Below are 24930 nucleotides of genomic sequence, written 5' to 3' on the forward strand. Positions count from 1 at the left end.
CTTTAGGTCTCCCTAGCTAAGGAAACTCTATGTCTCGTCGTCTCAGAAGAACCAAGATTGTAACCACCTTGGGCCCCGCTACCGATCGCGATAATAACCTCGAAAAAGTCATCGCTGCCGGCGCCAACGTCGTTCGTCTTAACTTCTCACATGGCACGCCAGAAGATCACCAAATGCGCGCCGACAAAGTGCGCGAGATTGCCGCTAAACTGGGACGGCATGTCGCGATTCTGGGTGACCTTCAGGGGCCGAAAATCCGCGTGTCTACCTTTAAAGAAGGCAAGGTTTTCCTGAATATTGGGGAAAAATTCCTGCTGGATGCCAGCATGGGCAAAGGCGAAGGCGACAGAGAGAAAGTGGGGATCGATTATAAAGGTCTGCCTGCCGATGTGGTACCGGGCGATATCCTGCTGCTGGATGATGGCCGTGTACAGTTGAAGGTACTGGAAGTCCAGGGCATGAAAGTCTTCACCGAAGTGACCGTTGGTGGGCCACTGTCGAACAATAAAGGCATCAACAAACTCGGTGGGGGCCTGTCAGCTGAAGCGCTCACGGAAAAAGACAAAGCCGATATCCTGACCGCCGCCAAAATTGGCGTCGACTATCTGGCCGTGTCCTTCCCGCGCTGTGGTGAAGATCTCAACTATGCACGTCGTCTGGCACGTGAAGCCGGCTGTGATGCAAAAATCGTCTCCAAAGTGGAACGTGCTGAAGCCGTTGCCAGCCAGGAAGCGATGGATGACATCATTCTTGCCTCGGATGTCGTGATGGTGGCCAGGGGCGATCTGGGCGTTGAGATTGGTGATCCGGAGCTGGTCGGTATTCAGAAGGCCCTGATCCGTCGTGCTCGCCAGTTAAACCGTTCTGTGATCACTGCCACCCAGATGATGGAATCGATGATCACTAACCCGATGCCGACGCGTGCAGAGGTCATGGACGTGGCTAACGCCGTGCTCGACGGCACCGATGCCGTCATGCTGTCTGCAGAAACGGCAGCAGGCCAGTACCCGGCAGAAACCGTTTCAGCGATGGCGAAAGTCTGCCTGGGCGCAGAAAAAATCCCAAGCATTAACGTCTCCAAACACCGTCTTGATGTGCAGTTCGATAACATCGAAGAAGCCATTGCGATGTCGGCGATGTATGCAGCGAACCATCTGCAGGGCGTCACGGCCATTATCACCATGACCGAGTCAGGCCGTACTGCGCTGATGACCTCACGTATCACCTCAGGTCTGCCAATTTTCGCGATGTCGCGCCATGAGCGCACGCTGAATCTGACCGCGCTGTATCGTGGTGTCACCCCGGTCTTCTTCGACAGCAATAATGATGGCGTTGTCGCTGCGCATGACGCTATCAATCTGCTGCGTGAAAAAGGCTTCCTGATGTCAGGTGACCTGGTTATCGTTACCCAGGGCGATGTGATGAGCACCACCGGAACCACCAATACCAGCCGTGTGCTGCGCGTTGAGTAATTCCGCCTGAATATATTGGGCCGCAAGGCCCAATATATTCCACTCCCACTTCGTGCTCGCTTTAGACTCACTCTGCAAAGCGTATTACCCCTCAACTCTCCATCATGTGATGCCGTTAAATGGCCACCTACCTCACCTTCATATTTATGCATTGTGATCGGGCGAGAATGCGTTATGTTAGCGCGGTTCCGAAAGCTGACACGCTGCTGCATTACACCACCCCCTGGAGGGAGCCAGAATGGCGTCATTTGTTCCACTGTCGAACCTGACCCGTCGACACCTGATATTCCCATTGTCATTAGTCCTCTTCGAGTTTGCGACCTATATCGCCCACGATATGATTCAGCCCGGTATGTTGCTGGTCACTCAGGAATTTAACGTTGGGCCAGAATGGGTATCAGCCTCTCTGACGGCCTATCTGATTGGCGGCATTGTGTTGCAGTGGTTGCTGGGCCCCCTGTCGGACAAGCTGGGTCGGCGCCCGGTGATGCTCGCCGGAGTTACCTTCTTCATGCTGACCTGTATGGCGACCCATTGGGTGCAGAGCATCGAGCAATTTATCCTGCTGCGTTTCCTGCAGGGAATCAGCCTGTGCTTCATTGGCGCCGTGGGGTATGCCGCGATACAGGAAGCCTTCGATGAAGCCCTTAGCGTGCGTATCATGGCGTTAATGGCCAACGTTGCGCTGCTGGCTCCGCTCGCGGGTCCGCTGGCCGGGGCTGCATTTCTGGAAATCAGTGACTGGCGTACCATGTTCTGGCTGTTTGGTGCCGTCACGGCCATTGCCCTTCTGGGCCTGTGGCGTACCATGCCGGAAACGGCCGGTGACCCGCAGATGTCGCTGTCACTTCCCTCTCTGGGCAAAGGGTATCTGGCCCTGCTGAAAGACCGTCAGGTGATGAGTGGTTCACTGGCAATAGGTCTGGTGACCATCCCGTGCCTGGCCTGGGTGGCGCTGTCGCCCGTGATCCTGATCCACGATGAGGGGCTGACACGGCTGGATTACGCGCTGTTGCAGCTTCCCGTATTCGTCGCCATGATTGCCGGGAACCTGACCCTGGGCAAGCTTGCCTCTCGCGTGCCTATCGATCAACCGCTGCGCCTGGGCGCCTGGCCGATTTTACTGGGCCTTGGGATCGCCGCACTGGCCTCCGTTATCGACAAGCACAGCTACCTGTGGCTGACTGCCGGGCTCAGTCTCTACGGTTTTGGCACCGGACTGGTGAACGCGGGTCTGTACCGTTTGACGTTGTTTTCCAGCCAGGCAGGCAAAGGCAGTGTCGCCGCAATGCTCGGCATGGTGAGTATTCTGGTGTTTGCGTTGGGGATTGAGCTGGCGAAGTTTGCTTACTTTAGCGACGGTGCCCGCGCTTTCAGCCTGGCGAATCTGGCCTGCGGTCTGGTGTGGTGCGTGTTAGTACGGGCATTTCTGCGGGAATGGAAGCGTCGTTCCTCACTGAACTGATCGGCCAGGGGACAACAACATAGCGCGTTGTCCCCTGCCAGTATTACTTCTTTGGATAAAGTTCTTTGCGATCGTAAGGTTCTTTCTCACCGGGTTTGCGTGTTTTCAGCAACTTGAGTATCCAGGTGTACTGCTCCGGATGCGGACGCACAAAATCTTCCACTTCTTTATTCAACCGGCGAGCCTGTGAAGCATCATCAGAATCCGGCAGATCGTCCATCGGCGGACGTAGATAAATATCCAGACAATGGCGTTTGCTGTCATACACCGGGAAGAGCGGTACCACTTTCGCCCGGCAGACTTTCATCATACGCCCTACCGCGGGTAGCGTAGCTTTGTAAGTATCGAAGAAATCAACGAATTCACTCTGCTCTGCACCGTGATCCTGATCCGGCAGATAATAGCCCCAGTATCCCTGACGGATAGACAGGACAAACGGTTTGATGCCGTCGTTACGCGCATGCATACGACCGCCAAAACGGCGTCTTACCCGGTTCCAGACGTAATCCATTACCGGATTGCTCTGGTTATGGAACATCGCCGCCATCGGCTGCCCTTCAGACGCCAGCACCATCGCCGGCAGGTCGACGGCCCAGGCGTGGGGTACCAGGAAAATGACATTCTGCCCGTTATTCTGCAAATCATCGATAATCTCACGTCCGTGCCAGCGAATACGCTTCTTTGCGTTCTTCGGCCGCAGGGCGAGTTCGGCCATCATCGCCATCGACTGCGGGGCAACGGCAAACATCTCGTCGATGATCGCTTCGCGTTCTTGCTCTGACTTATCCGTCATGCAGTACAACAGGTTAATCTGTGCACGACGGCGCGCACTGCGGGCAAATTTCCCTGCCAGACGACCTAATGCACCCAATAACGGGTCACGCAGACGTGGGGTCACCAGCGTCAGACTGGCAAATGCGCCAACACCCAGCCAGCTTCCCCAATAGCGTGGCAATAAGAAACTTTTGTTAAACGTGGGAATGAACTCAATTTGATTATTTTTTCTGTTTTCCATGCACTGGCCTCGAACAATAACGGGCTTATGATAGTGCTGACGGAAGATTTTGCAAAGTTATTGCCGTGAATGCGCCTGTTTAGGCTAAAAAAAAGCCGATGGCATCCACCATCGGCTTTTTTATGTGCAGCAATCTTACTTGAAGCGAAGTTGAGGCACGACTTCGCGCACTTTCGCCAGGTAATCGCGACGGTCTTTACCGGTCAACCCTTCCATACGCGGAAGTTTGGCCGTCAACGGGTTCACTGCCTGATTGTTAATCCAGATTTCAAAGTGCAGGTGTGGCCCCGTAGAACGCCCCGTATTACCGGAAAGCGCGATGCGATCGCCACGCTTCACTTTCTGACCGGGTTTCACCAGCAGCTTCTTCAGATGCATATAGCGCGTCATATACTGACGTCCATGGCGAACGGCAACGTAGTTACCCGCCCCACCGCTGCGTTTAGCAACGATAACCTCACCATCACCGACAGCCAGCACTGGCGTCCCCACTGGCAGAGCAAAGTCCACGCCTTTGTGTGGCGCAACACGCCCGGTTACCGGATTTAAACGACGCGGGTTAAAGTTCGATGACACGCGATACTGTTTCACGGTTGGGAAACGCATAAAACCACGCGCCAGGCCGGAACCGTTACGGTCATAGAACTTACCGTCTGCCCCACGGATCGCGTAATAATCTTTGTCACCACTGTTCAGGCGCACGCCAGCCAGTTCACTCTGCTCGCTTTTACCATTCAGCATTTCGCGCGACATCAGTACGGAGAACTTGTCGCCGTTACGCAGCTTGCGGAAATCCATCTGCCATTGCAGGGATTTAATCACCGCGCTGATTTCACTGCTGGACAGCCCCGCTTTCCTGGCACTGCTGACAAAACTGCCGTTGACCACACCGCTTAATACGCTGTTTTGCCACTCTCCCTTCTGAATGGCAGAAGAGGGTTTGAAGCCGTCACCGGAGCGGTCGTAAGTGCGCGTTTCACGGCGGGACACTTCCCAGGTAATGCGCTGTAAATCACCATTGTCGTTCAGCGACCATGAGAGTTGCTGCCCGACTTGCAGGTTGCGCAAATCTTTATCGCTTTTCACCAGCATGTTGATTTCCGACATATCAATGCCGTACTGGTTTAACACGCTGCTGAGGGTATCACCTGTTGAAACAACGTAATCGTGCGTGCCGCTTTCATCCGGAACGTCTTCATCGATTTCATCTTTCGGGGCATCGTCAGCCGGGGACGGGGTATCCTGATCTATCGGCTCACTGGCTTCAGGAAGCAAGGTACGTAGTTGATTTTTATCGAGCTCGACGGTTTTAACAATCGGGCTTTCGTTACCCGGATGATACACGTAAGGCCGCCACAGCGTGACGGCCAGCGTAACAACAGTAAGCGACCCCAACATAATGCGGTGGGGCCGGGGTAAATTATTAAACGCCATGGCGACAGCGCGGGATATCTGCTGCACTTAAATGTTCCTCTATTCTCCTTTCAGGCAGCTCTCATACTGGCTGGACAACTGTGAGAGGAATGTCACATAGCTGTCTTTACCTGGGGTGATGTCCGTCCCGAGTGGATCCAGTGTGCCCGAACGCACGGTGGTCCCTCTGGCAACGGCCTCTATCACGGCTGGCCTGAATTGTGGTTCAGCAAAAACGCAGGCTGCTTTTTGCTCAACCAACTGTGTTCGTATTTGATGTAAACGCTGCGCACCGGGTTGGATCTCAGGGTTGACGGTAAAATGACCTAATGGGGTCAGACCGAAGTGTTTTTCAAAGTAAGTGTAAGCATCATGAAAAACGAAATACCCTTTGCCTTTAACCGGGGCCAACTGTTTACTGATTTTCGCATCGGCTGACGCCAATTCTGCCTCAAAGTGCTGCAGGTTTGCGTCTAGTTTGTCCTTGCTTTGCGGCATAAGTTCCAACAATTTTCCATGGATTGCAATCGCCGTTTGCTTTGAGATCTCCGGAGACATCCACAGATGCATATTATACTCACCATGATGGTGGTGATCGTGGCTGTCAGCAGCCTCATGCGAATGCCCCGCATGTGCTTCATGCTCTTCTTCTTCTTCGTCTTCGCCGCCCTTCAGCAGCAAGCCTTTCACACCCGGGAGGGCACTCATTTCGACGTTCTTTTGTGCGGGCAAACTGGCGGCAGATTTGGTCATAAACGCTTCCATTTCCGGGCCAACCCAGACCACTAAATCCGCGCTTTTTAAGCGTTTAATGTCGGAAGGACGCAAGGCATAATCATGCTCTGAGGCACCATCGGGCAGCAAAACATTCACCGGTGTGACGCCATCCGCAATCGCGGCAGCGATAAATCCAACAGGTTTAACGGAGGCAACAACGTCTGCATGGGCAGGAAGCACAAGCGAAGCGGCAATGCTCATGCCTGCGAGCATTGATAAGGCACGTGTTTTTTTGTGTAACATAATGATTCAATCCATCGTGAAGAGCTGATGGATTGTGATATTATAACATTCGTAATTTTCTGCAACCAGTAATCGACATGTCATCTTTGATCACCCTTGAAAAAATTTCTGTGAGCTTTGGACAGCGCCGTGTCCTGTCCGATGTGTCACTTTCGCTGCAACCTGGCCGAATTCTGACCCTGCTCGGGCCGAACGGGGCCGGTAAATCAACGCTGGTGCGCGTGGTGCTCGGGCTGATTGCCCCCACCGCCGGTACCCTGCTGCGCCCGGCGCAACTGCGTATTGGTTACGTGCCGCAAAAAATCCATCTTGATGTCACCCTGCCCCTCACGGTTGCGCGCTTTATGCGTCTGCGACCTGGGGTAAAGTCAGACGATATTCTGCCCGCGCTGAAACGCGTGCAGGCGGCTCATCTGCTGGAATACCCGCTACAAAAACTCTCCGGTGGCGAAATGCAGCGTGTGCTGCTGGCACGAGCACTGCTCAACCAGCCGCAGCTACTGGTGCTTGATGAACCCACGCAGGGCGTTGACGTCAACGGTCAGGTGGCGCTGTATGACCTGATCGACCAGCTGCGCCGCGAACTCAACTGCGGCGTGCTGATGGTCTCCCACGACCTGCATCTGGTGATGGCGAAAACCGACGAGGTCTTGTGCCTCAATCACCATATCTGCTGTTCGGGTACGCCAGAAGCGGTGTCCAAACACCCTGAATTTATCTCGATGTTCGGCCAACGCGGTGCTGAACAGCTGGCGATTTATCGCCACCATCACAACCATCGTCACGATCTCCAGGGACGAATTATTTTGCGCAAAGGGACCGGCCGTGATGATTTAATTATTATTACCCGGCTGGTTAGCAGGCGTATTACTGGCGCTGGCAGCCGGGCCGCTGGGTTCCTTTGTGGTGTGGCGTCGCATGTCCTATTTTGGCGACACGCTGGCACATGCCTCCTTGCTGGGCGTAGCTTTTGGCCTGCTGCTTAATGTCAGTCCGTTTTATGCAGTGATCGTAGTCACTCTGCTGTTGTCGCTGGTGCTGGTGTGGCTGGAGCGTCGTCCGCATCTGGCGATTGATACCCTGCTGGGCATTATGGCGCACAGTGCGCTGTCGCTGGGCATGGTGGTGGTCAGCCTGATGTCTGACGTGCGTGTGGATCTGATGGCCTATCTGTTTGGTGACCTGCTGGCCGTGACACCAACCGATCTGTGGACGATTGTCGCGGGTGTGGCGGTGGTTCTGCTTCTGCTGGCGTGGCAATGGCGTGCCCTGCTGTCAATCACCATCAGCCCTGAGCTGGCGCAGGTGGATGGCGTCAATATTCAGCGGACCAAAATGATTCTGATGCTGATCACGGCGCTGACGATTGGGGTAGCGATGAAATTTGTCGGGGCGTTGATCATCACCTCACTGCTGATTATCCCTGCCGCCACCGCCCGTCGTTTTGCCCGCTCACCGGAGCAGATGGCGGCACTGGCGGTGGTCATTGGCATTCTGGCCGTGACCATCGGTCTGACCTTCTCTGCCTTCTACGATACGCCAGCCGGCCCTTCTGTGGTGCTGGGGGCAGCGGTGATGTTCATGCTGAGTATGGTGAAGAAACCGGCGGTGTAACCCGCCGTTTTTGCACGGGCAAGGAAGCATCCCTCGCCCCTACTTACTGTGATTCTGGTCGGTCGATGCCGAAGTGCTTGTAAGCATGCTGGGTGGCCATACGGCCACGCGGCGTGCGTTGAATAAAGCCCTGCTGGATCAGATACGGTTCCAGCACGTCCTCGATGGTTTCGCGCTCTTCACCGATTGCCGCCGCCAGGTTATCCAGCCCGACCGGGCCACCCATAAATTTATCGATAATCGCCAGCAGTAGTTTGCGGTCCATATAGTCGAAACCTTCGGTATCCACACTCAGCATATCCAGTGCTTTTGAGGTCACGTCACCGCTCATACTGCCGTTCGCACGCACCTCGGCAAAGTCACGCACGCGGCGCAGCAGTCGGTTAGCGATACGCGGCGTACCGCGAGCACGGCGGGCGATTTCCAGCGCGCCATCCTCACTCAATGGCAAACCGAGGCAGGACGCACTACGGGCAACGATGTGCTGCAAGTCTTCTACCCGGTAAAACTCCAGACGCTGCACAATGCCGAAACGGTCACGCAACGGTGACGTCAGTGAGCCCGCGCGCGTGGTAGCGCCAATCAGGGTAAACGGCGGCAGGTCGAGTTTAATCGAACGCGCGCCCGGGCCTTCCCCGATCATAATATCCAGCTGATAGTCTTCCATCGCCGGGTACAGCACTTCTTCCACCACGGGCGACAGTCGGTGGATCTCATCAATAAACAGGACATCATGAGGTTCGAGGTTGGTCAGCATCGCCGCCAGATCGCCTGCTTTCTCCAGCACCGGGCCGGATGTGGTACGCAGGTTAACGCCCATCTCGTTAGCAACAATATTTGCCAGCGTGGTTTTTCCCAGGCCCGGCGGGCCAAAGATCAACAGATGGTCGAGCGCATCACCGCGATTCTTAGCGGCTTCGATGAAGATTTCCATCTGTTCACGCACCACCGGCTGACCAACGTACTCTGCCAGCATTTTCGGGCGGATAGCGCGGTCGATAACTTCTTCTTCGGTGATGACCCCGGCGGAGACCAGGCGGTCGGCTTCAATCATGCTCTACCTCAAATCAAATAGCGGCGCGCAGGGCTTCGCGAATCAATGTTTCGCAGTCGGCGTTCGGTTTACCCACTTTGCTGACCATGCGGCTGGCTTCCTGAGGTTTATACCCCAGCGCCACCAGGGCAGAAACGGCTTCGCTTTCGGCATCGTTGGCGGCTTCTGTCGGCATTTCACTGGTCAGTGCAAACGGTGCATCGGTGGCAAACAGATCGCCGTGCATCCCTTTGAAGCGGTCTTTCATTTCCACCACTAAGCGCTCAGCGGTTTTCTTACCCACGCCTGGCAGTTTCACCAGCACAGCAATCTCTTCACGTTCAACGGCGGTGACGAACTGCTGCGCTGACATACCGGACAAAATGGCCAGTGCCAGCTTAGGCCCGATGCCGTTAACCTTGATCAGTTCACGGAACAGCGCCCGCTCCGGCTTGCTGTTAAAACCAAACAGCAACTGCGCATCTTCGCGCACCACAAAGTGAGTAAAGATAATCGCTTCATGGTTGATGTCGGGAAGCTCATAAAAACAGGTCATTGGCATTTGCACCTCATAACCCACGCCGCTGGCTTCCAGTAACACCACGGGCGGCTGTTTTTCCAGGATAATGCCTCTCAGACGACCTATCACATTCGCTTCCTTCTGATAACAATTTAGAGGGGAGTTTATAGCATAAAAAAGGCTGGATGAATATCCAGCCTGTTGAGATTAGCGGGCCATTGTCCATTAACTCAGACGACCACGAGCGAGGTTAAGCTTGCCCTCACCGATACGATTGACGTTCTGGCTCAGGTGACAATGCGTGATGGCAATCGCCAGCGCATCGGCGGCATCCGCCTGGGGGTTCGCTGGCAGTTTGAGCAAGGTACGCACCATATGCTGTACCTGGCTTTTCTCTGCACTACCGATGCCCACAACGGTCTGCTTCACCTGCCGCGCCGCATACTCAAACACTGGCAGATCCTGGTTCACGGCAGCAACAATGGCCGCACCGCGCGCCTGGCCCAGTTTCAGGGCTGAGTCGGCGTTCTTCGCCATAAAGACCTGCTCAATCGCGAAAAACTCAGGCTGAAACTGAGTAATAATCTCGCTAACACCCGCATAAATCAGCTTCAGGCGCGACGGCAGGTCAGCCACACTGGTGCGGATACATCCACTGCCCAGATACGTTAACTGCCGCCCCACCTGCCGAATCACACCGTAACCGGTGATGCGCGAACCGGGGTCGATCCCCAAAATAATAGCCATTACGCGCTCACCCGATGTGATGGACGGAGTGTCACAGGGTTTCCGCCACCTCGTCAGAAATTTCACCGTTATGGTAAACCTCCTGCACGTCGTCGCAGTCTTCCAGCATATCGATCAAACGCAGCAGTTTTGGTGCGGTCTCCACATCCATATCGGCTTTGGTCGATGGGATCATGGTGACTTCGGCACTTTCTGCCTTCAGACCCGCCGCGTCCAGCGCGTCTTTAACGGCCCCCAGGCTTTCCCATGCGGTGAATACGTCGATGGTGCCATCGTCCCAGGTCATCACATCGTCAGCACCGGCTTCCAGCGCCGCATCCATCACCTGGTCTTCTTCCAGGCCCGGTGCGAAGGTGATCACGCCTTTTTTGGTGAACAGGTAGGCCACAGAACCATCCGTCCCAAGGTTACCACCGGTTTTGGTGAAGGCATGACGCACTTCTGACACGGTACGGTTACGGTTATCACTCAGGCACTCCACCATCACAGCGGTGCCACCTGGGCCGTAACCTTCATAAATGATGGTTTCCATATTGCTGTCATCATCACCGCCCACGCCGCGTGCAATCGCACGGTTCATGGTGTCACGGGTCATGTTGTTTGACAGTGCTTTGTCCATCGCCGCACGCAGACGCGGGTTGGAGTTAGCATCACCACCGCCCAGTTTGGCAGCAGTCACCAGCTCACGAATGATTTTGGTGAAGATTTTACCGCGTTTGGAATCCTGAGCAGCCTTGCGGTGCTTGGTATTCGCCCATTTACTATGTCCCGCCATTTACACTGAGTCTCCAGATTGCCTATTGCACAGGCTATCTTGCTTGCTATTTTGCACCCGGGCAGTGCTCGCAATCCTCACATACATAAGTATGCTGCGGTTGCTCCGCGCTGGCCGTGCGCAAACTATCTGCGCCGATAACGCCTGGACATCAAGCTAAGTTCAAAAGATAAAAATTAAACAAAATTACAGTACGAATTCTTCAATTGCCTGGCGGTTACTCCAGGACTTGGTGAGCGCGGCGGCGGCCGGGGCATCCAGCCACTGAAAGGCCAGATGCTCGCTCAATGTGATGCTGCACTCCGCAGGGAGCATGAGGCTAAACCAGTGTTCCCGATTATGGGTGGTGCCCGGTGCGTAACGATGAAGAAAGTGCGTAAAGATTTCGAATTCTATATGACGCTGGCAGTCCACTAATGTGAGCTGCCCGGCGTTTATATCAATGCCAATCTCTTCCATCACTTCCCGCTGCGCGGTCTGCGCCAGGCTTTCGCCCGGCTCCTGGCTGCCGGTCACCGACTGCCAGAAATCCACATCATCGCGTCGCTGCAACATCAGCACCCGCCGGGTATCCTGGGCATAAATCACCACCAGAACCGACACCGGATGCTTATACGCCATCAGTTATTCTCTGACGGCTGATCTTTCACTTTCTTGACCACTTCAATGCCCAGCTCGGCCAGTGAGGCCGGGTTAGCAAAGTTTGGCGCTTCGGTCATCAGACAGGCCGCAGCGGTGGTTTTCGGGAAGGCAATCACGTCACGAATGTTATCCGTGCCGGTCAGCAGCATGACAAGGCGATCAAGACCAAAGGCCAGACCCGCATGCGGTGGCGTACCGTATTTCAGCGCATCCAGCAGGAAGCCAAACTTCTCACGCTGTTCGTGCTCTTCAATACCCAGAATGCCGAACACCGTCTGCTGCATCTGACCGTTGTGAATACGCACGGAACCGCCACCCACTTCATAGCCATTGATGACCATATCGTAGGCGTTAGCAATCGCGGTTTCCGGTGCGTTCTTCAGTTCTTCCGGCGTCATCTCTTTCGGCGCGGTAAACGGATGGTGCATCGCGGTCAGACCGCCTTCGCCATCGTCTTCAAACATCGGGAAGTCCACGACCCACAGCGGCGCCCAGGAGGCCTCGTTGGTGATCTTAAGGTCACGACCCAGTTTCAGACGCAAAGCACCCAGGGCATCGGCCACGACTTTCGCGCTGCCCGCACCGAAGAAGATCATATCGCCATCGGCGGCGCCGTTACGTGCCAGAATCTCTTCAACGATTTCTGCATTAAGGAATTTCGCTACCGGGCTGGTGATCCCTTCCAGGCCTTTAGCACGCTCGTTGACCTTGATGTAAGCCAGGCCCTTCGCGCCGTAGATTTCGATAAATTTGCCGTAGTCGTCAATCTGCTTACGGCTCAGCGTCGCGCCACCCGGCACACGCAGTGTTGCAACACGGCCTTTGGCATCGTTAGCCGGGCCAGCAAAGACGCTGAACTCAATGTTTTTCAACAGATCCGCGACGTCAACCAGCTCCATTGGGTTACGCAGGTCTGGCTTATCGGAACCAAAACGACGCATCGCTTCGGCGAAGGTCATGGTTGGGAAGTCACCCAGTTCAACAGACTTCACATCAACCCACAGATTGCGGACCAGACGTTCCATGATTTCACGCACCTGAGCGGCGGTCATGAACGAGGTTTCAACGTCGATCTGGGTAAATTCAGGCTGACGGTCAGCACGCAGATCCTCGTCACGGAAACATTTGACGATCTGATAGTAACGGTCAAAACCGGACATCATCAGCAACTGTTTGAACAGCTGTGGCGACTGTGGCAAGGCGTAGAATTTGCCTTTATGCACGCGGCTTGGCACCAGATAGTCACGGGCACCTTCCGGCGTGGCTTTGGTCAGCATCGGGGTTTCGATATCGAGGAAACCGTGCTCATCCATAAAGCGGCGCACAAAGCTGGTAATTTTCGCACGAGCTTTCAGGCGGTTCGCCATATCAGGGCGACGCAGGTCAAGATAGCGATACTTCAGACGCGCTTCTTCGCTGTTCGCCATATTGGAGTCTAACGGCAGCGGTTCTGAGCGGTTGATGATGGTCAGGTCGGTGGCGAACACTTCGATCTCACCGGTGGCCATATCTTTGTTTTTGTTCTTCTCATCACGCGGACGCACGGTGCCGGTGATCTGGATGCAGAACTCGTTACGCAGTTCAGACGCCAGATCGAAAGCCGCCTGACGGTCCGGGTCGAAGAACACCTGCACGATGCCTTCACGGTCACGCATATCAATAAAGATCAGGCTGCCCAGATCGCGACGGCGATTAACCCAACCGCACAGTGTCACTTGCTGGCCTACATGAGACAGATTGATCTGCCCACAATACTCAGTACGCATAACGATATCCTTTTAACTTCAGCGCTGCTGCCGCAGCTTTATAATCACTATCCTGCTCTGAGGAGCGCTGCTGCCGCGAAAAATGGCTGCCATTATAATGGAAAATGGCTCACAGGATAAGTGCTGTCATCAGGGGAAAGTGGCAGAAAAACGCTGCGATGTGCTGCCACCGGACGCTGTGGTTAACAAAACATCATCACCACGACATAACCGCTAACAAATCTCAGCGCTTTACCCACATTATTTTCATCGCCTCGTTTAACTGTTCCTTTGTATTCTCAATGGTTTTCCCCCTTATCCCGGAGAAACGCATGCTCAATCTCAATCCCCAGACCACCGCACTGGTGCTGATCGACTTACAGGAAGGCATTCTGCCGTTTGGCAAGGCACCACACGCGGCCAGTGATGTCGTGCCACGTGCCGCGAAACTGGCCGACCACTTTCGTGCACACAACGCCCCGGTCGTGCTGGTACGTGTAGGCTGGTCAGCGGATTTTGCCGATGCGCCAAAGCAACCGGTTGATGCCGCCCATGCCGGAGGCGCACTGCCGGATAACTGGTGGGTCTACCCTGACGCACTGGGTGTTCAGGAGAGCGATCTGCACGTCATCAAACGCCAGTGGGGGGCATTCCACGGTACCGATCTGGAACTGCAACTGCGCCGTCGTGGCATTGACACCCTTGTGCTGGGTGGCATCGCCACCAACATTGGCGTTGAGTCCACCGCACGTAACGCCTGGGAACTGGGTTTCAATCTGGTGATTGCCGAAGATATCTGTAGCACCGCCAGCACTGAGCAGCATCAGGCCAGCGTCGAGTGGATCTTCCCACGTATTGCCCGCGTGCGTCAGTCAGATGACGTCATCGCCGCGCTGTCTTAACCTGCGCATGACCGGAGGGAACCGGTCTTTCTCCCCACTGCCTGCCTTGCACTCCCCTGTATCCACACGGTAAAGTTGCCCGCAACTGACTGAATGTGGATAAACAATGAAGCCGTTGTATCTTGGCCTGCCACAGTGGCAGCACCCGCAATGGAAAAAACTGGGGATGACCACCCTGGAAGATTATGCCCGTCACTTTAACTGTGTCGAAGGCAATACCACGCTGTATGCACTGCCGCGCCCGGAAGTGGTACAGCGCTGGCGGGCAATGACGCACGATGACTTCCGCTTCTGTTTTAAATTTCCGGCGACCATCAGCCATCAGGCCGCGCTGCGCCAGTGCGGCGATCTCAGCGCAGAGTTTTTTGATCTGCTCTCTCCGCTGGCCGATCGCATCGGACAGTTCTGGTTACAGCTTCCCGCGGCTTTTTCGCCTGCTGACCTGCCTGCTCTCTGGCAGTTTCTCGATAACCTGCCCACGGAATTCCGCTACGGTGTGGAAGTGCGGCATCCGGAGTTTTTTGCCAAAGGCGAGGCCGAGCAGGCGCTGAATCGCGGATTGCATCAGCGCCGCGTCAACCGGGTGATCCTCGATACCCGCGGCGTGCACAGTGCCCATCCTTCAACGGCCGCGATTATTGAGGCACAACGCAAAAAACCTAAACTGCCAGTCCATGCGGTGATGACCGCAGACGCCCCGATGATCCGTTTTATCGGCGGCGACAACGTCGAGGCTAACCTGAGCTGGTTCAACGCCTGGCGAGATCGGTTACCGCAGTGGTGCGAAACGGCCCAGCCGTGGCTGTTTATACATACCCCGGATGTCGGCTTCGCACCGGATTTGGTGCGCGCGCTGTGGCCCGGATTACAGCAGGTGCTCCCGCATATCGGTGATGCCCCTGAATGGCCGCAGCAGGAGATGTTATTCTGAACCGGTTCATGCTGATGCCTGGCGACAGTGTCAGCATTGTTCGATACCCTACTCAATAAGATCATTATTACATCATGGAGTGAGTCATGGTCAGTGCGCTTTACGTGGTACTTGGTACGCTTTTTATCCTGAAGTTTTTACTCGACGTGGTGCGCTTACGTCGTCAGTACCGGGTCTCGATCGGTGATGGTGGGGTGTCTGATTTACAGCTGGCCATTCGCATCCACGGTAATGCGGTCGAAAATATCCCCATCGCACTCTTTCTGCTGGTAATGATGGAGATGAACGGTGCCGATATCTGGATGCTGCATCTGCTCGGGCTGTTTTTCTTTTTCGGCCGTCTGATGCATGCGTATGGTTTACGCAGCCGCACCGTGCTGTGGCGCCGTAACGGCATGCTCCTGACGCTGCTTTCGCTCTTCGGCATGGTGGTCGTCAATCTGCTGTTCCTGCCCTGGGACCTGGTTCTCGGCACTTCCTGACCGTTCTACTGGCAGAAAAGGTGCAGCCCGCCGCGCTTTCTGCCAGAATATGCCCTTTCCGTTAGCTTCCCCGGACTTACCACTATGTCTAACCGCGATACGCTGTTCTCCGCGCCAATTGCCAAGCTGGGCGACTGGACGTTTGATGAGCGCGTGGCTGAAGTCTTCCCCGACATGATTCAGCGTTCTGTGCCCGGCTATTCCAACATTATTTCCATGATTGGCATGTTAGCCGAGCGCTTTGTCCAGCCCGACTCCCGTGTTTACGATCTCGGCTGTTCGCTGGGCGCGGCCACGCTGTCAGTGCGCCGCAATATTACTGCCGCTGGTTGCAAGATTATTGCCGTTGATAACTCACCCGCCATGGTTGAGCGCTGCCGCCGCCACATTGACGCCTTCCGTGCCGATACGCCGGTTGAGGTGATTGAAGCGGACATCCGCCAGATCCCGATTGAGAATGCCTCCCTGGTGGTACTGAACTTCACGTTACAGTTTCTGGCACCGGAAGAGCGTCAGCAGTTGCTGAATACTATTTATCAGGGACTGAAACCCGGCGGTGCGCTGGTGCTGTCTGAAAAGTTCAGCTTTGCTGACTCTGACGTGGGTGAACTGTTGTTCAACATGCATCACGACTTTAAACGCGCGAACGGTTACAGCGAACTGGAGATCAGCCAGAAGCGCAGCATGCTGGAAAATGTCATGCTGACCGACAGCGTGGAAACCCATAAACAGCGTCTGCACAATGCCGGTTTCCAGCATGCAGAACTGTGGTTCCAGTGTTTTAACTTTGGCTCTCTGGTGGCCTTAAAAGCAGGTCATCCCTGATGGATTTCGGAAATTTTTATCAACTCATTGCCAAAAACCCGCTGTCTCACTGGCTGGAAACCCTGCCTGCGCAGATCGCGGCCTGGCAACGCGAGTCACTGCACGGTCACTTTAAAAACTGGGACCGTTCCGTTGAACACCTTCCCGCACTGACCCCGGAGACGCTGGATTTACTGCACAGCGTCACCGCCGACAGCAGCCATCTCTCCGCACGCCAGCGTGACGGCATTGAAAAACTGCTGCGTAATCTGATGCCATGGCGTAAAGGGCCGTTCTCACTGTACGGCGTGACTATCGATACAGAATGGCGTTCTGACTGGAAGTGGGAGCGGGTGCTGCCGCATATTTCCTCACTGGCCGGACGTACGGTGCTGGATGTCGGTTGTGGCAGCGGCTACCACATGTGGCGCATGCTGGGCGCGGGTGCCAACCTCGTGGTCGGCATCGACCCGATGCAGCTGTTCCTGTGCCAGTTTGAAGCCGTGCGTAAACTGCTGGGCAACGATCAGCGTGCGCACCTGCTGCCGCTGGGCATCGAGCAACTGCCCGAGCTGAAGGCGTTCGACACCGTATTTTCAATGGGCGTGCTGTATCATCGCCGCTCCCCGCTCGACCACCTTTTCCAGTTGAAAAATCAGCTGGTCAGCGGCGGCGAACTGGTGCTGGAAACCCTGGTGGTCGAAGGCGATGACCTGCAGGTACTGGTGCCGGGTGAACGCTATGCGCAGATGCGTAACGTCTACTTCATCCCGTCAACCGGGGCGCTGAAAAACTGGCTCGAGAAGTGTGGATTTGTTGACGTCCGTATTGCTGATTACTCGGTCACCAGCACGGATGAACAGCGTCGTACCAGCTGGATGACCAGCGAGTCCCTGGCCGAGTTCCTCGACCCGAACGACCCAACGAAAACCGTCGAAGGTTATCCTGCCCCCCTGCGTGCCGTGTTGGTAGCGACCAAACCATAATCCCGACAGGGTTGGCCGTCTTACGGCTGACCCTGCCTCCCCCTCGTCGTTGCCCTGCCTCCTCACCGCTCTGAGTGAAATCCTGATCTGTGTCAATGAGAATGATAATTCTTATTAAATCACTCTTTTTGATCAAATGGCCTAATACTTACGGGTTAGTGTGGGATCAGTTGTGCGTTAAATTCACCTGAAAGGAGTATCTGGTATGAGTAAATTTGTTTTTTCATCACCACGGAAATACATTCAGGGCGCGGGTCAGCTAGCCCACCTGGGCGAGCATCTGGCCGAACTGGGCAGCAATGCGTTCCTCGTTGCTGACAAGATTGTCTGGGGGCTGATCGGAAAAGACGTTAAAGCCTCCCTGATCGCGAACAAGGTCGAATTCCACTACGAAGAGTTTAACGGTGAAGCCTCCAGCAATGAGATCACCCGCCTGGCTAAACTGGCGAAAGCCAACGGGACAAGTATTGTGGTCGGCCTCGGTGGCGGTAAAACCCTGGACACTGTAAAAGCGGTTGCCGATGAGTTGAAACACCCCGTTGCCGTCGTGCCCACTATCGCCTCTACCGATGCCCCCTGCAGTGCGCTGTCAGTGATCTACTCGGATACCGGCGTGTTCGAAAGCTACCGTTTCTACAGTAAAAACCCGGATCTGGTGCTGGTGGATACGCAGGTCTGCGCGCGCGCGCCGGGGCGTCTGTTTGCCTCCGGTATTGCGGATGGCCTGGCGACCTACGTTGAAGCGCAGGCGGTGAAACGTTCACACAGCAAATCGATGGTCAACGGTGACCCGACCATTGCCGGAATGGCGATCGCCGAAGCCTGTGAAAAAACACTCCTGACCTGGGGGCTGAGTGCCTATCAGGCCGTGGAGAAACAGCTGGTGACACCCGCGGTGGAAGCCGTGGTGGAAGCCAATACGCTGCTTTCAGGGCTGGGGTTCGAAAACGCCGGTCTGGCCGGTGCCCACGCTATCCACAACGGTTTTACTGCGATTGAGGGCGATATTCACCACCTGACGCACGGTGAAAAAGTGGCTTACGGCACCCTGACCCAGATGGTGCTGGAGCAGCGGCCTGATGAGGAGATCGCACGTTACGTGCGTTTCTACCGAGCCATCAAGATGCCGACCACGCTGAAGGAGCTGCATCTGGACAACGTAAGCTGGGACGATCTGGTGAAAATCGGCGCGCTGGCCAATAACGAAGGGGACACGTTGAAAAACCTGAACCCGGGACTGAGCGCTGAGGATGTGGCGAACGCCATTCTGGCCGTAGATGCCTTTAGTCTGTCAGTGAAATAACCGTATTGTAGTGAAGGCCGATCCGGGCGATCGGCCTTATTTTTCTGCCGCGGTTTATTCCCAATATTCGTAGCGGTAAGCGGCAGTAATATTGCGCCGGATAATCCCGGAGGGGAACACTTCCATTTCACGCGTATAGCTCAACGTACAGTTCCCCTGGTCATCCCACAGCTGGCACTCCTCCAGCGTTGTCATACTGCTCATCGCTGTATCCGAGCGGCTGCTCAGACGTAACTCACGCTGATCCCGGTCGTAGTCCAGCGTCATTTTTTCTCGATCAGACGCCAAAGCCACCAGCAGGTTCTGTTTGTTCCAGCGGTAGGTGAATTTACCGTTACTGTTGCTATCCGATCCCCGCGCAATACTGCTAATCAGCCGCGACTGGCGGTCGAAATGGTGGGTGGTTTCCGTGAAGCCTTTTTCACCATTGAGGACGAACGTATCCGCCGAGCTAATGATATTACCGCGGCTTCCCGTCCGATAATGTGTGGTGCCACGTTTATCATTGATCACCACCGGCTGGCCGTTACGTAATTCAGCAACGGTCATTTCATAGCTTGAAAGCCAACCATCCCTGACATGTTCAATACTCTGCACCAGTGAGATCTGGAGCTTGCCTTCCTGTTTATCGAAGCGCAAATCGGCACGTTTCAGCGTTCCGCAGCGATCAAACTCGCCAATCATGCGTTTTTGCTGATTAACATCCTTACCAAATTCGCCGAGGACAAACTGTTTAACCGGGCCTCTGGCCGTTCCCCCCAACATCACAATGCTGTTATTACTGGCCACCTGCTGAAAGCCCGGCGTGCAGTCTGTTGCCGCCTGTGCAGCCGGAGTCAGCAAAAAGGCCAGCGTCATCATCAGCGTACAACCCGAAAACGGAATCTTCATCACAGCTCTTATGGCAGATTAAGGAGATGACTCAGTGTAGTTTTTTTTGGGTACAACACGCATTACAAACCCGCACCAGGAGCAAAAAAAACCCCAACAAAAGGCGCTGGGGTCTGGTACTTGCAAACACCACGTCTGAGAACGGCGTGCTGCGCGGCAAAATCGGCACGTTACCGCCAGGCGGCAACGGATTTAGGCAACGTGAAGCGGTGCGCCGAGCGACATCACGCTTTTCATCGCGGCGACCACATCACCATCAACGCAGGTGCGGGTAAATTCGTCATTTTCAGCATCCGAACACATAGACACACCGGCTTTACGGTAACGCATCGATGAGGCAATACGTTGGCTGGCGGAGCTGTGCAACTCAAGCAGGCCAGCATCGATAAACTTTTGCACATTGCTCAGGCGCACACCCGCACCGGCCATCACTTTTACGCCCTTCGCCATGCGGGTAAGCTCCCTCAAGAGGGGTAAGCCGCTTTCTGCACTCTGCTGCTGTCCGGAAGTGAGGATGCGCGACACGCCTAAATCAGTCAGTTGCTTAAGTGCCATGACCGGGCTGTGGCACAAATCGAAGGCACGATGAAAGGTCACCTCCATACCCTGACACAGCTGCATGACGTGCTGCATGCGCGGCAGATCAATATGCCCGTCCACATCCAGCAACCCGATCACCAGCCCCGGAAAGCCCTGTTCCCGGATAAACGCAATATCTGACTTCATCTGCTCAAATTCGATATCGCTGTAACAAAAATCTCCCCCTCTGGGGCGCACAATCGGATGGACCGGGATCGCAACGCGACGACGAGCTGACATCAATGTCCCCGCCGATGGTGTTAATCCCCCTTCCGTTGGCGCAGCACATAACTCCACGCGATCGGCTCCCGCTCGTTCCGCCGTCACGGCACATTCCACTCCGTAGCAGCATATTTCCAGTTTTCGCATCCCATCCTCCGGTTATCACTGCTGTCTGGTTGTTTATTTTCATGCCGATGATTAGTCTGATCGGCATTACTGGTATTTATCTTAACGGGAATCATCAGCATGGCATTCAATTTTGACCAACGGATAGACCGCCGTCACAGCGATAGCTTGAAATGGCAAAAATATGGTGATCGGGATATCCTTCCGTTGTGGATCGCAGACACGGATTTTCGCGTAGCTGATTGTATTACTGAAGCATTACAGACTCGTATCTCACACGGCATCTTCGGCTATGGTGTCCCGCCGCAGGCCTTTATTGAGGTCGTCATTGAGCGCATGAACACACGTTTTGGCTGGAAAATTCAACCCGAGTGGCTGGTCTTTCTACCGGGCGTCGTTACCGGGCTGAATCTGTGCGTACGCGCGTTTACCGAGCCACATCAGGGCACCATTGCGCCCATACCAATTTATCCCCCTTTCCGCCTGGCAGCAAAGCTGGCCGGACGCGCGCAGGTCAGCGCCCCGTTACAGCTTCAGAATCAGCGCTGGGTGCTGGATCTGGATGCTCTGGAACCTGAGCTTAAGGGCAACGAAAAACTGCTGCTGTTGTGTAACCCGCAGAACCCGGGCGGTACCGTTTATCGCCGTGAGGAACTGGAGGCACAACTGCGCTTTGCCCAGCGACATGACCTGATAGTGTGTTCTGATGAAATTCACTGCGACCTGCTGCTGGAGCCGGGCGCTGAACATATCCCGTTTGCCAGCCTGAGTGAAGATGCCGCCCAGCGCTCCATTACCCTGCTGTCTCCGTCGAAAAGCTTCAACATTGCTGGCCTCGGTGCGTCTGTGGCCATCATTCCTGACCGCGAACTGCGTGACCGTTTTAATCGGGAACGTAAAGGGATGGTGCCGGATGTCGATGTTCTGTCCTATGTCGCCGCGACGGCCGCCTGGCAGGACGGGCAACCGTGGCTGGATGCGCAGGTGGAGTACCTGCGCAGCAACCGTGACGCACTGACACAGCACGTGAATGCGCTACCGGGACTGAGCATGGTGGCACCAGAGGGCAGCTATCTGGGCTGGATTGATGCCAGCAAACTGAAAGTCGCCAGCCCGGCCCTGTTCTTTGAAAAACATGGGCTGGGCTTTTCACCGGGGCGTGACTTCGGTGACGATAAGTTTATCCGTTTCAACTTCGGCTGCCAGCGTGCGATGTTAGACGAAGCCTTGCGCCGCATGACGCTGGCGCTGGCTATCGGCCGCTAGATTTAACGGTCCACTTCACTGGCGACGATCTCTTTCAAGCTCCACGGATGGAACTTGATGGTCACCTGCCCGTCAGTTACCGCCAGCGTTGGGTTAGGCAGGCGTTCGCCGTCACCCTTTGGTGCACTGGTTTTAATCGAAATTCCCTGCTGTGTCAGGCCTTCGTCACCCATCAACGCCAGAGCACGTGCGCCGAGCGTCTCTTCGTCGCCGCGCAGAACCACTTCGACATGTTCCCAGCCTTCATGGCGATAAAGCCGCTGCCCTGGCCAGGGGAGTTCCACCACGCCGATCTTCCACGGGCCCACGTCCAGCGGTGTAGCCAGCTCAAACAGGGCGACGGGACGTCCGGCAATCTCTTTTTCCGAAAACAGCGAACCGCAACGCAGAAACCCCTGTTTCCACCGCGCTGCGGTGGTGTTCTGGTGACATCTGACCGCAATGTGATCAACCTCAAGAACATCAAGATCAAGGCTTAATCGCTCAGCCAATTGGTAAAGGGATTGTAAAAAACGCGGTAAATCATTAGCTAAATCGCTTAATTCTTCTGCATTATTTATGGATAACATCTCAAAACCCTTCATTTACAGTAATTTCACTTATCATTTTCACTTAAAGCATATGATTTTACAGACCAGATAATGGAATAGAAACTTAGCATTTCATCGGAATTATTCATATAAATTGCCCGCTTAGAAAACATTTCATCCAGCATCTGGTGGTTCAGTACCAGTGATTTTTTTAGAAAATGGCCTTTAACTTTATGTTTTAGTTTAGTTAAATTTATACAATGCGACAATTCCTAAATCATCAGGGGTGCATTGTAGGCTATTCTGCTTTCTTATAGATTTATCCCGACCATCAACACAAGGAAAAGCTTAATGCTTATGTTATTACTTGTCGCCGTGCTGATCGCGATGATGGGATTGGCGATTGTACGCCACTGGAAGGTACGGAACGTAAAAACGACGGTGGCAAGTCCCCACCGCCCGCAACGTCGCCGCTAATCTGACTTTCCGTGGAAGACAGCCTCACAGCACTGTTTTCCCGCGCGCAAAACACAAGTTATCCAGGGGCTCAGGTTCCTGGATAACTTGTTCCTAAATGCAGTATACTTTTCCCCTTCTTTTTTAGGCGCTGCCACCCTGGGTGAATGTCCCCCGGAATGCGGCGGCGTCGAGACCATGGCCTGCACCTCTGCGTGTGGGTTTAAAAAAATTAAGGTAACTCGGTGAATATTCAGGCCCTTCTCTCAGAAAAAGTCAGTCAGGCGATGATCGCAGTGGGTGCACCCGCAGATTGCGAACCTCAGGTGCGTCAGTCGGCAAAAGTGCAGTTTGGTGATTATCAGGCCAACGGCATGATGGCCGTGGCCAAAACCCTGGGTATGCCGCCACGACAACTGGCCGAAAAAGTGCTGGAGCAGCTGGATCTCACGGGGATTGCCAAAAAAGTTGAGATCGCCGGGCCGGGCTTTATCAATATCTTCCTGGCTCCTGAATGGCTGTCTGCACAGATCGACAGCGTGCTGGCCGCCCCGAAACTGGGTGTGGCCGCTGTGGAGCCGCAGACCGTGGTAGTTGACTACTCTGCACCGAACGTGGCGAAAGAGATGCACGTGGGTCACGTGCGCTCCACCATCATCGGGGATGCGGCAGTGCGTACGCTGGAGTTCCTCGGCCATAACGTTATCCGTGCCAACCACGTTGGCGACTGGGGCACCCAGTTCGGTATGTTGATTGCGTTCCTTGAGAAACAGCAGAACGAGAATCACGAAGAGATCGCGCTGGCAGACCTGGAAGTCTTCTACCGTGAAGCCAAACGTACCTACGATGAAGACCCGGCCTTTGCCGAGCGCGCACGCGGTTATGTCGTTAAGCTGCAGGGCGGCGATGAATACTGCCGCAAGATGTGGAAGCGACTGGTCGACATCACCATGGCACAGAATCAGCTGATTTATGACCGTATGAACGTCACCCTGACGCGCGACGATGTGATGGGTGAAAGCCTGTATAACGATATGCTGCCGGGCATCGTTGCTGACCTGAAAGCCAAAGGTCTGGCGGTAGAGAGCGAAGGCGCCACCGTTGTGTTCCTTGATGAGTATAAAAACAAGGAAGGCGAACCGATGGGCGTGATCATCCAGAAAAAGGATGGCGGCTACCTTTACACCACAACGGATATTGCCTGCGCGAAATATCGCTACGAGACGCTGAAAGCGGACCGTGTGCTGTATTACATCGATTCACGTCAGCATCAGCACCTGATGCAGGCCTGGACTATCGTGCGCAAAGCGGGCTATGTACCGGCGTCCCTGCCACTGGAACACCACATGTTCGGCATGATGCTGGGTAAAGACGGTAAGCCGTTTAAAACCCGTGCTGGTGGCACCATCAAGCTGTCCGACCTGCTGGATGAAGCCATTGAACGCGCAACGGCGCTGGTTGCCGGTAAAAACCCGGATATGCCTGCCGATGAGCTGAAAGCACTGGCCAACATCGTCGGTATCGGTGCCGTCAAATACGCCGACCTGTCGAAAAGCCGCACCACCGACTACATCTTCGACTGGGACAACATGCTGGCGTTTGAAGGTAACACCGCACCGTATATGCAGTATGCCTACACGCGTGTGCTGTCCGTCTTCCGCAAAGCAGGCATCGATGAGCACGGCATCAGCGGCGCGACCGCGATCGCTGAAGATCGTGAAGCCGCGCTGGCAGTACGCCTGTTGCAGTTTGAAGAAACCATTACTCAGGTTGCGCGCGACGGGATGCCACACGTGATGTGTGCGTATCTTTACGATCTGGCGGGTCTGTTCTCAGGCTTCTACGAACACTGCCCTATCCTGACCGCCGACGATGACGCAACAAAACAGAGCCGTCTGCGTCTGGCGCTGTTAACGGCGAAAACTCTGAAGCAGGGGCTGGATACGCTGGGGATTGAAACCGTAGAGCGGATGTAAGTCTTTTCGGGCGAG

23 protein-coding genes and 1 pseudogene are annotated in these 24930 nt (G+C 54.9%); 12 read left to right on the plus strand and 12 right to left on the minus strand.

Features of this window, described 5'->3' with window-relative positions; translation table 11 throughout:
* Window positions 1–29: 29 nt before the first annotated feature.
* Together pyk and WH277_RS18945 are read left to right on the plus strand one after the other, a co-directional pair.
* Window positions 30–1472 (plus strand): pyruvate kinase, encoded by a 1443-nt coding sequence (gene pyk, locus WH277_RS18940; RefSeq protein ID WP_133841792.1) that lies wholly within the window; start codon window positions 30–32, stop codon window positions 1470–1472.
* Window positions 1473–1710: 238 nt separating this feature from the next.
* Window positions 1711–2937 (plus strand): MFS transporter, encoded by a 1227-nt coding sequence (locus tag WH277_RS18945; RefSeq protein ID WP_133841791.1) that lies wholly within the window; start codon window positions 1711–1713, stop codon window positions 2935–2937.
* Window positions 2938–2980: 43 nt separating this feature from the next.
* On the opposite strand, the gene lpxM is transcribed toward WH277_RS18945, so the two are convergent.
* The 3 genes from lpxM to znuA all read right to left on the minus strand — a co-directional run bounded on the left by lpxM (window position 2981) and on the right by znuA (window position 6385).
* Window positions 2981–3952 (minus strand): lauroyl-Kdo(2)-lipid IV(A) myristoyltransferase, encoded by a 972-nt coding sequence (lpxM, locus tag WH277_RS18950; RefSeq protein ID WP_133841790.1) that lies wholly within the window; start codon window positions 3950–3952, stop codon window positions 2981–2983.
* 135 nt (window positions 3953–4087) lie between these two features.
* Window positions 4088–5413 (minus strand): murein DD-endopeptidase MepM, encoded by a 1326-nt coding sequence (mepM, locus tag WH277_RS18955; protein WP_133841789.1) that lies wholly within the window; start codon window positions 5411–5413, stop codon window positions 4088–4090.
* Window positions 5414–5425: 12 nt separating this feature from the next.
* On the minus strand, window positions 5426–6385 hold the full coding sequence (gene znuA, locus WH277_RS18960) for a zinc ABC transporter substrate-binding protein ZnuA (RefSeq protein WP_133841788.1): 960 nt from the start codon (window positions 6383–6385) through the stop codon (window positions 5426–5428).
* Window positions 6386–6462: 77 nt separating this feature from the next.
* Here znuA and znuC point away from each other — a divergent pair.
* A pseudogene (gene znuC / locus WH277_RS18965) lies at window positions 6463–7215 on the plus strand (zinc ABC transporter ATP-binding protein ZnuC); the annotation flags it as partial.
* A gap of 40 nt (window positions 7216–7255) precedes the next feature.
* Complete coding sequence (znuB, locus tag WH277_RS18970; protein ID WP_339507031.1) at window positions 7256–7999, plus strand: zinc ABC transporter permease subunit ZnuB; 744 nt, start codon at window positions 7256–7258, stop codon at window positions 7997–7999.
* Window positions 8000–8042: 43 nt separating this feature from the next.
* On the opposite strand, the gene ruvB is transcribed toward znuB, so the two are convergent.
* From ruvB to aspS, 6 genes are all read right to left on the minus strand, one after another.
* Window positions 8043–9053, minus strand: coding sequence for a Holliday junction branch migration DNA helicase RuvB (gene ruvB / locus WH277_RS18975; RefSeq protein WP_133841785.1), 1011 nt, complete (start codon window positions 9051–9053; stop codon window positions 8043–8045).
* A gap of 13 nt (window positions 9054–9066) precedes the next feature.
* Window positions 9067–9681, minus strand: a complete 615-nt coding sequence (ruvA, locus tag WH277_RS18980; RefSeq protein ID WP_133841784.1) for a Holliday junction branch migration protein RuvA — start codon at window positions 9679–9681, stop codon at window positions 9067–9069.
* Between the two features lie 96 nt (window positions 9682–9777).
* Window positions 9778–10299 carry a crossover junction endodeoxyribonuclease RuvC gene (gene ruvC, locus WH277_RS18985; RefSeq protein WP_133841783.1) on the minus strand — a complete coding sequence of 174 codons (522 nt, stop codon included), beginning with the start codon at window positions 10297–10299 and terminating at the stop codon, window positions 9778–9780.
* Between the two features lie 31 nt (window positions 10300–10330).
* The gene (locus WH277_RS18990; RefSeq protein ID WP_133841782.1) at window positions 10331–11074 is read right to left on the minus strand and encodes a YebC/PmpR family DNA-binding transcriptional regulator; all 744 of its coding nucleotides are present in this window, start codon (window positions 11072–11074) and stop codon (window positions 10331–10333) included.
* Between the two features lie 186 nt (window positions 11075–11260).
* The gene (nudB, locus tag WH277_RS18995; protein ID WP_133841781.1) at window positions 11261–11695 is read right to left on the minus strand and encodes a dihydroneopterin triphosphate diphosphatase; all 435 of its coding nucleotides are present in this window, start codon (window positions 11693–11695) and stop codon (window positions 11261–11263) included.
* Window positions 11695–13482 carry an aspartate--tRNA ligase gene (gene aspS / locus WH277_RS19000; protein ID WP_167863767.1) on the minus strand — a complete coding sequence of 596 codons (1788 nt, stop codon included), beginning with the start codon at window positions 13480–13482 and terminating at the stop codon, window positions 11695–11697. Before aspS ends, nudB begins: the two co-directional genes overlap by 1 nt.
* Window positions 13483–13793: 311 nt before the next feature.
* Between aspS and WH277_RS19005 the strand changes: the two genes are divergently transcribed.
* The 6 genes from WH277_RS19005 (at window position 13794) to WH277_RS19030 (ending at window position 18869) form a co-directional block, all read left to right on the plus strand.
* Window positions 13794–14363 (plus strand): hydrolase, encoded by a 570-nt coding sequence (locus WH277_RS19005; RefSeq protein WP_133841779.1) that lies wholly within the window; start codon window positions 13794–13796, stop codon window positions 14361–14363.
* A 106-nt stretch (window positions 14364–14469) separates the two neighbouring features.
* A complete protein-coding gene (locus WH277_RS19010) occupies window positions 14470–15294 on the plus strand; it encodes a DUF72 domain-containing protein (RefSeq protein ID WP_133841778.1) in 825 nt (274 codons plus the stop codon).
* A gap of 86 nt (window positions 15295–15380) precedes the next feature.
* Window positions 15381–15776: an MAPEG family protein gene (locus tag WH277_RS19015; RefSeq protein WP_133841777.1), complete on the plus strand. Its 396-nt coding sequence runs from the start codon at window positions 15381–15383 to the stop codon at window positions 15774–15776.
* Between the two features lie 84 nt (window positions 15777–15860).
* The gene (cmoA, locus tag WH277_RS19020; RefSeq protein WP_133841776.1) at window positions 15861–16601 is read left to right on the plus strand and encodes a carboxy-S-adenosyl-L-methionine synthase CmoA; all 741 of its coding nucleotides are present in this window, start codon (window positions 15861–15863) and stop codon (window positions 16599–16601) included.
* A complete protein-coding gene (cmoB, locus tag WH277_RS19025) occupies window positions 16598–17566 on the plus strand; it encodes a tRNA 5-methoxyuridine(34)/uridine 5-oxyacetic acid(34) synthase CmoB (RefSeq protein WP_339507033.1) in 969 nt (322 codons plus the stop codon). Before cmoA ends, cmoB begins: the two co-directional genes overlap by 4 nt.
* Before the next feature lie 205 nt (window positions 17567–17771).
* Complete coding sequence (locus WH277_RS19030; protein WP_339506456.1) at window positions 17772–18869, plus strand: glycerol dehydrogenase; 1098 nt, start codon at window positions 17772–17774, stop codon at window positions 18867–18869.
* A 54-nt stretch (window positions 18870–18923) separates the two neighbouring features.
* Here WH277_RS19030 and WH277_RS19035 read toward each other — a convergent pair whose 3' ends face one another.
* Together WH277_RS19035 and cutC are read right to left on the minus strand one after the other, a co-directional pair.
* Complete coding sequence (locus tag WH277_RS19035; RefSeq protein ID WP_133841773.1) at window positions 18924–19760, minus strand: hypothetical protein; 837 nt, start codon at window positions 19758–19760, stop codon at window positions 18924–18926.
* A gap of 192 nt (window positions 19761–19952) precedes the next feature.
* Window positions 19953–20708 (minus strand): copper homeostasis protein CutC, encoded by a 756-nt coding sequence (gene cutC / locus WH277_RS19040; protein ID WP_133841772.1) that lies wholly within the window; start codon window positions 20706–20708, stop codon window positions 19953–19955.
* Window positions 20709–20807: 99 nt separating this feature from the next.
* Here cutC and WH277_RS19045 point away from each other — a divergent pair, with 99 nt between their 5' ends.
* Entirely contained in the window at window positions 20808–21953 is a 1146-nt protein-coding gene (locus tag WH277_RS19045; RefSeq protein WP_133841771.1) for a MalY/PatB family protein, read from the plus strand.
* A gap of 2 nt (window positions 21954–21955) precedes the next feature.
* Here the strand turns inward: WH277_RS19045 and WH277_RS19050 are convergent, their stop codons facing one another.
* Window positions 21956–22522 carry a VOC family protein gene (locus WH277_RS19050; protein ID WP_133841770.1) on the minus strand — a complete coding sequence of 189 codons (567 nt, stop codon included), beginning with the start codon at window positions 22520–22522 and terminating at the stop codon, window positions 21956–21958.
* Window positions 22523–23184: 662 nt separating this feature from the next.
* Between WH277_RS19050 and argS the strand changes: the two genes are divergently transcribed.
* On the plus strand, window positions 23185–24915 hold the full coding sequence (gene argS / locus WH277_RS19055) for an arginine--tRNA ligase (RefSeq protein ID WP_133841769.1): 1731 nt from the start codon (window positions 23185–23187) through the stop codon (window positions 24913–24915).
* The last annotated feature ends 15 nt before the right edge of the window (window positions 24916–24930 follow it).

Origin of the sequence: Erwinia sp. MYb416 (assembly GCF_037479575.1) — a bacterium.
Lineage (GTDB): Bacteria > Pseudomonadota > Gammaproteobacteria > Enterobacterales > Enterobacteriaceae > Erwinia > Erwinia rhapontici.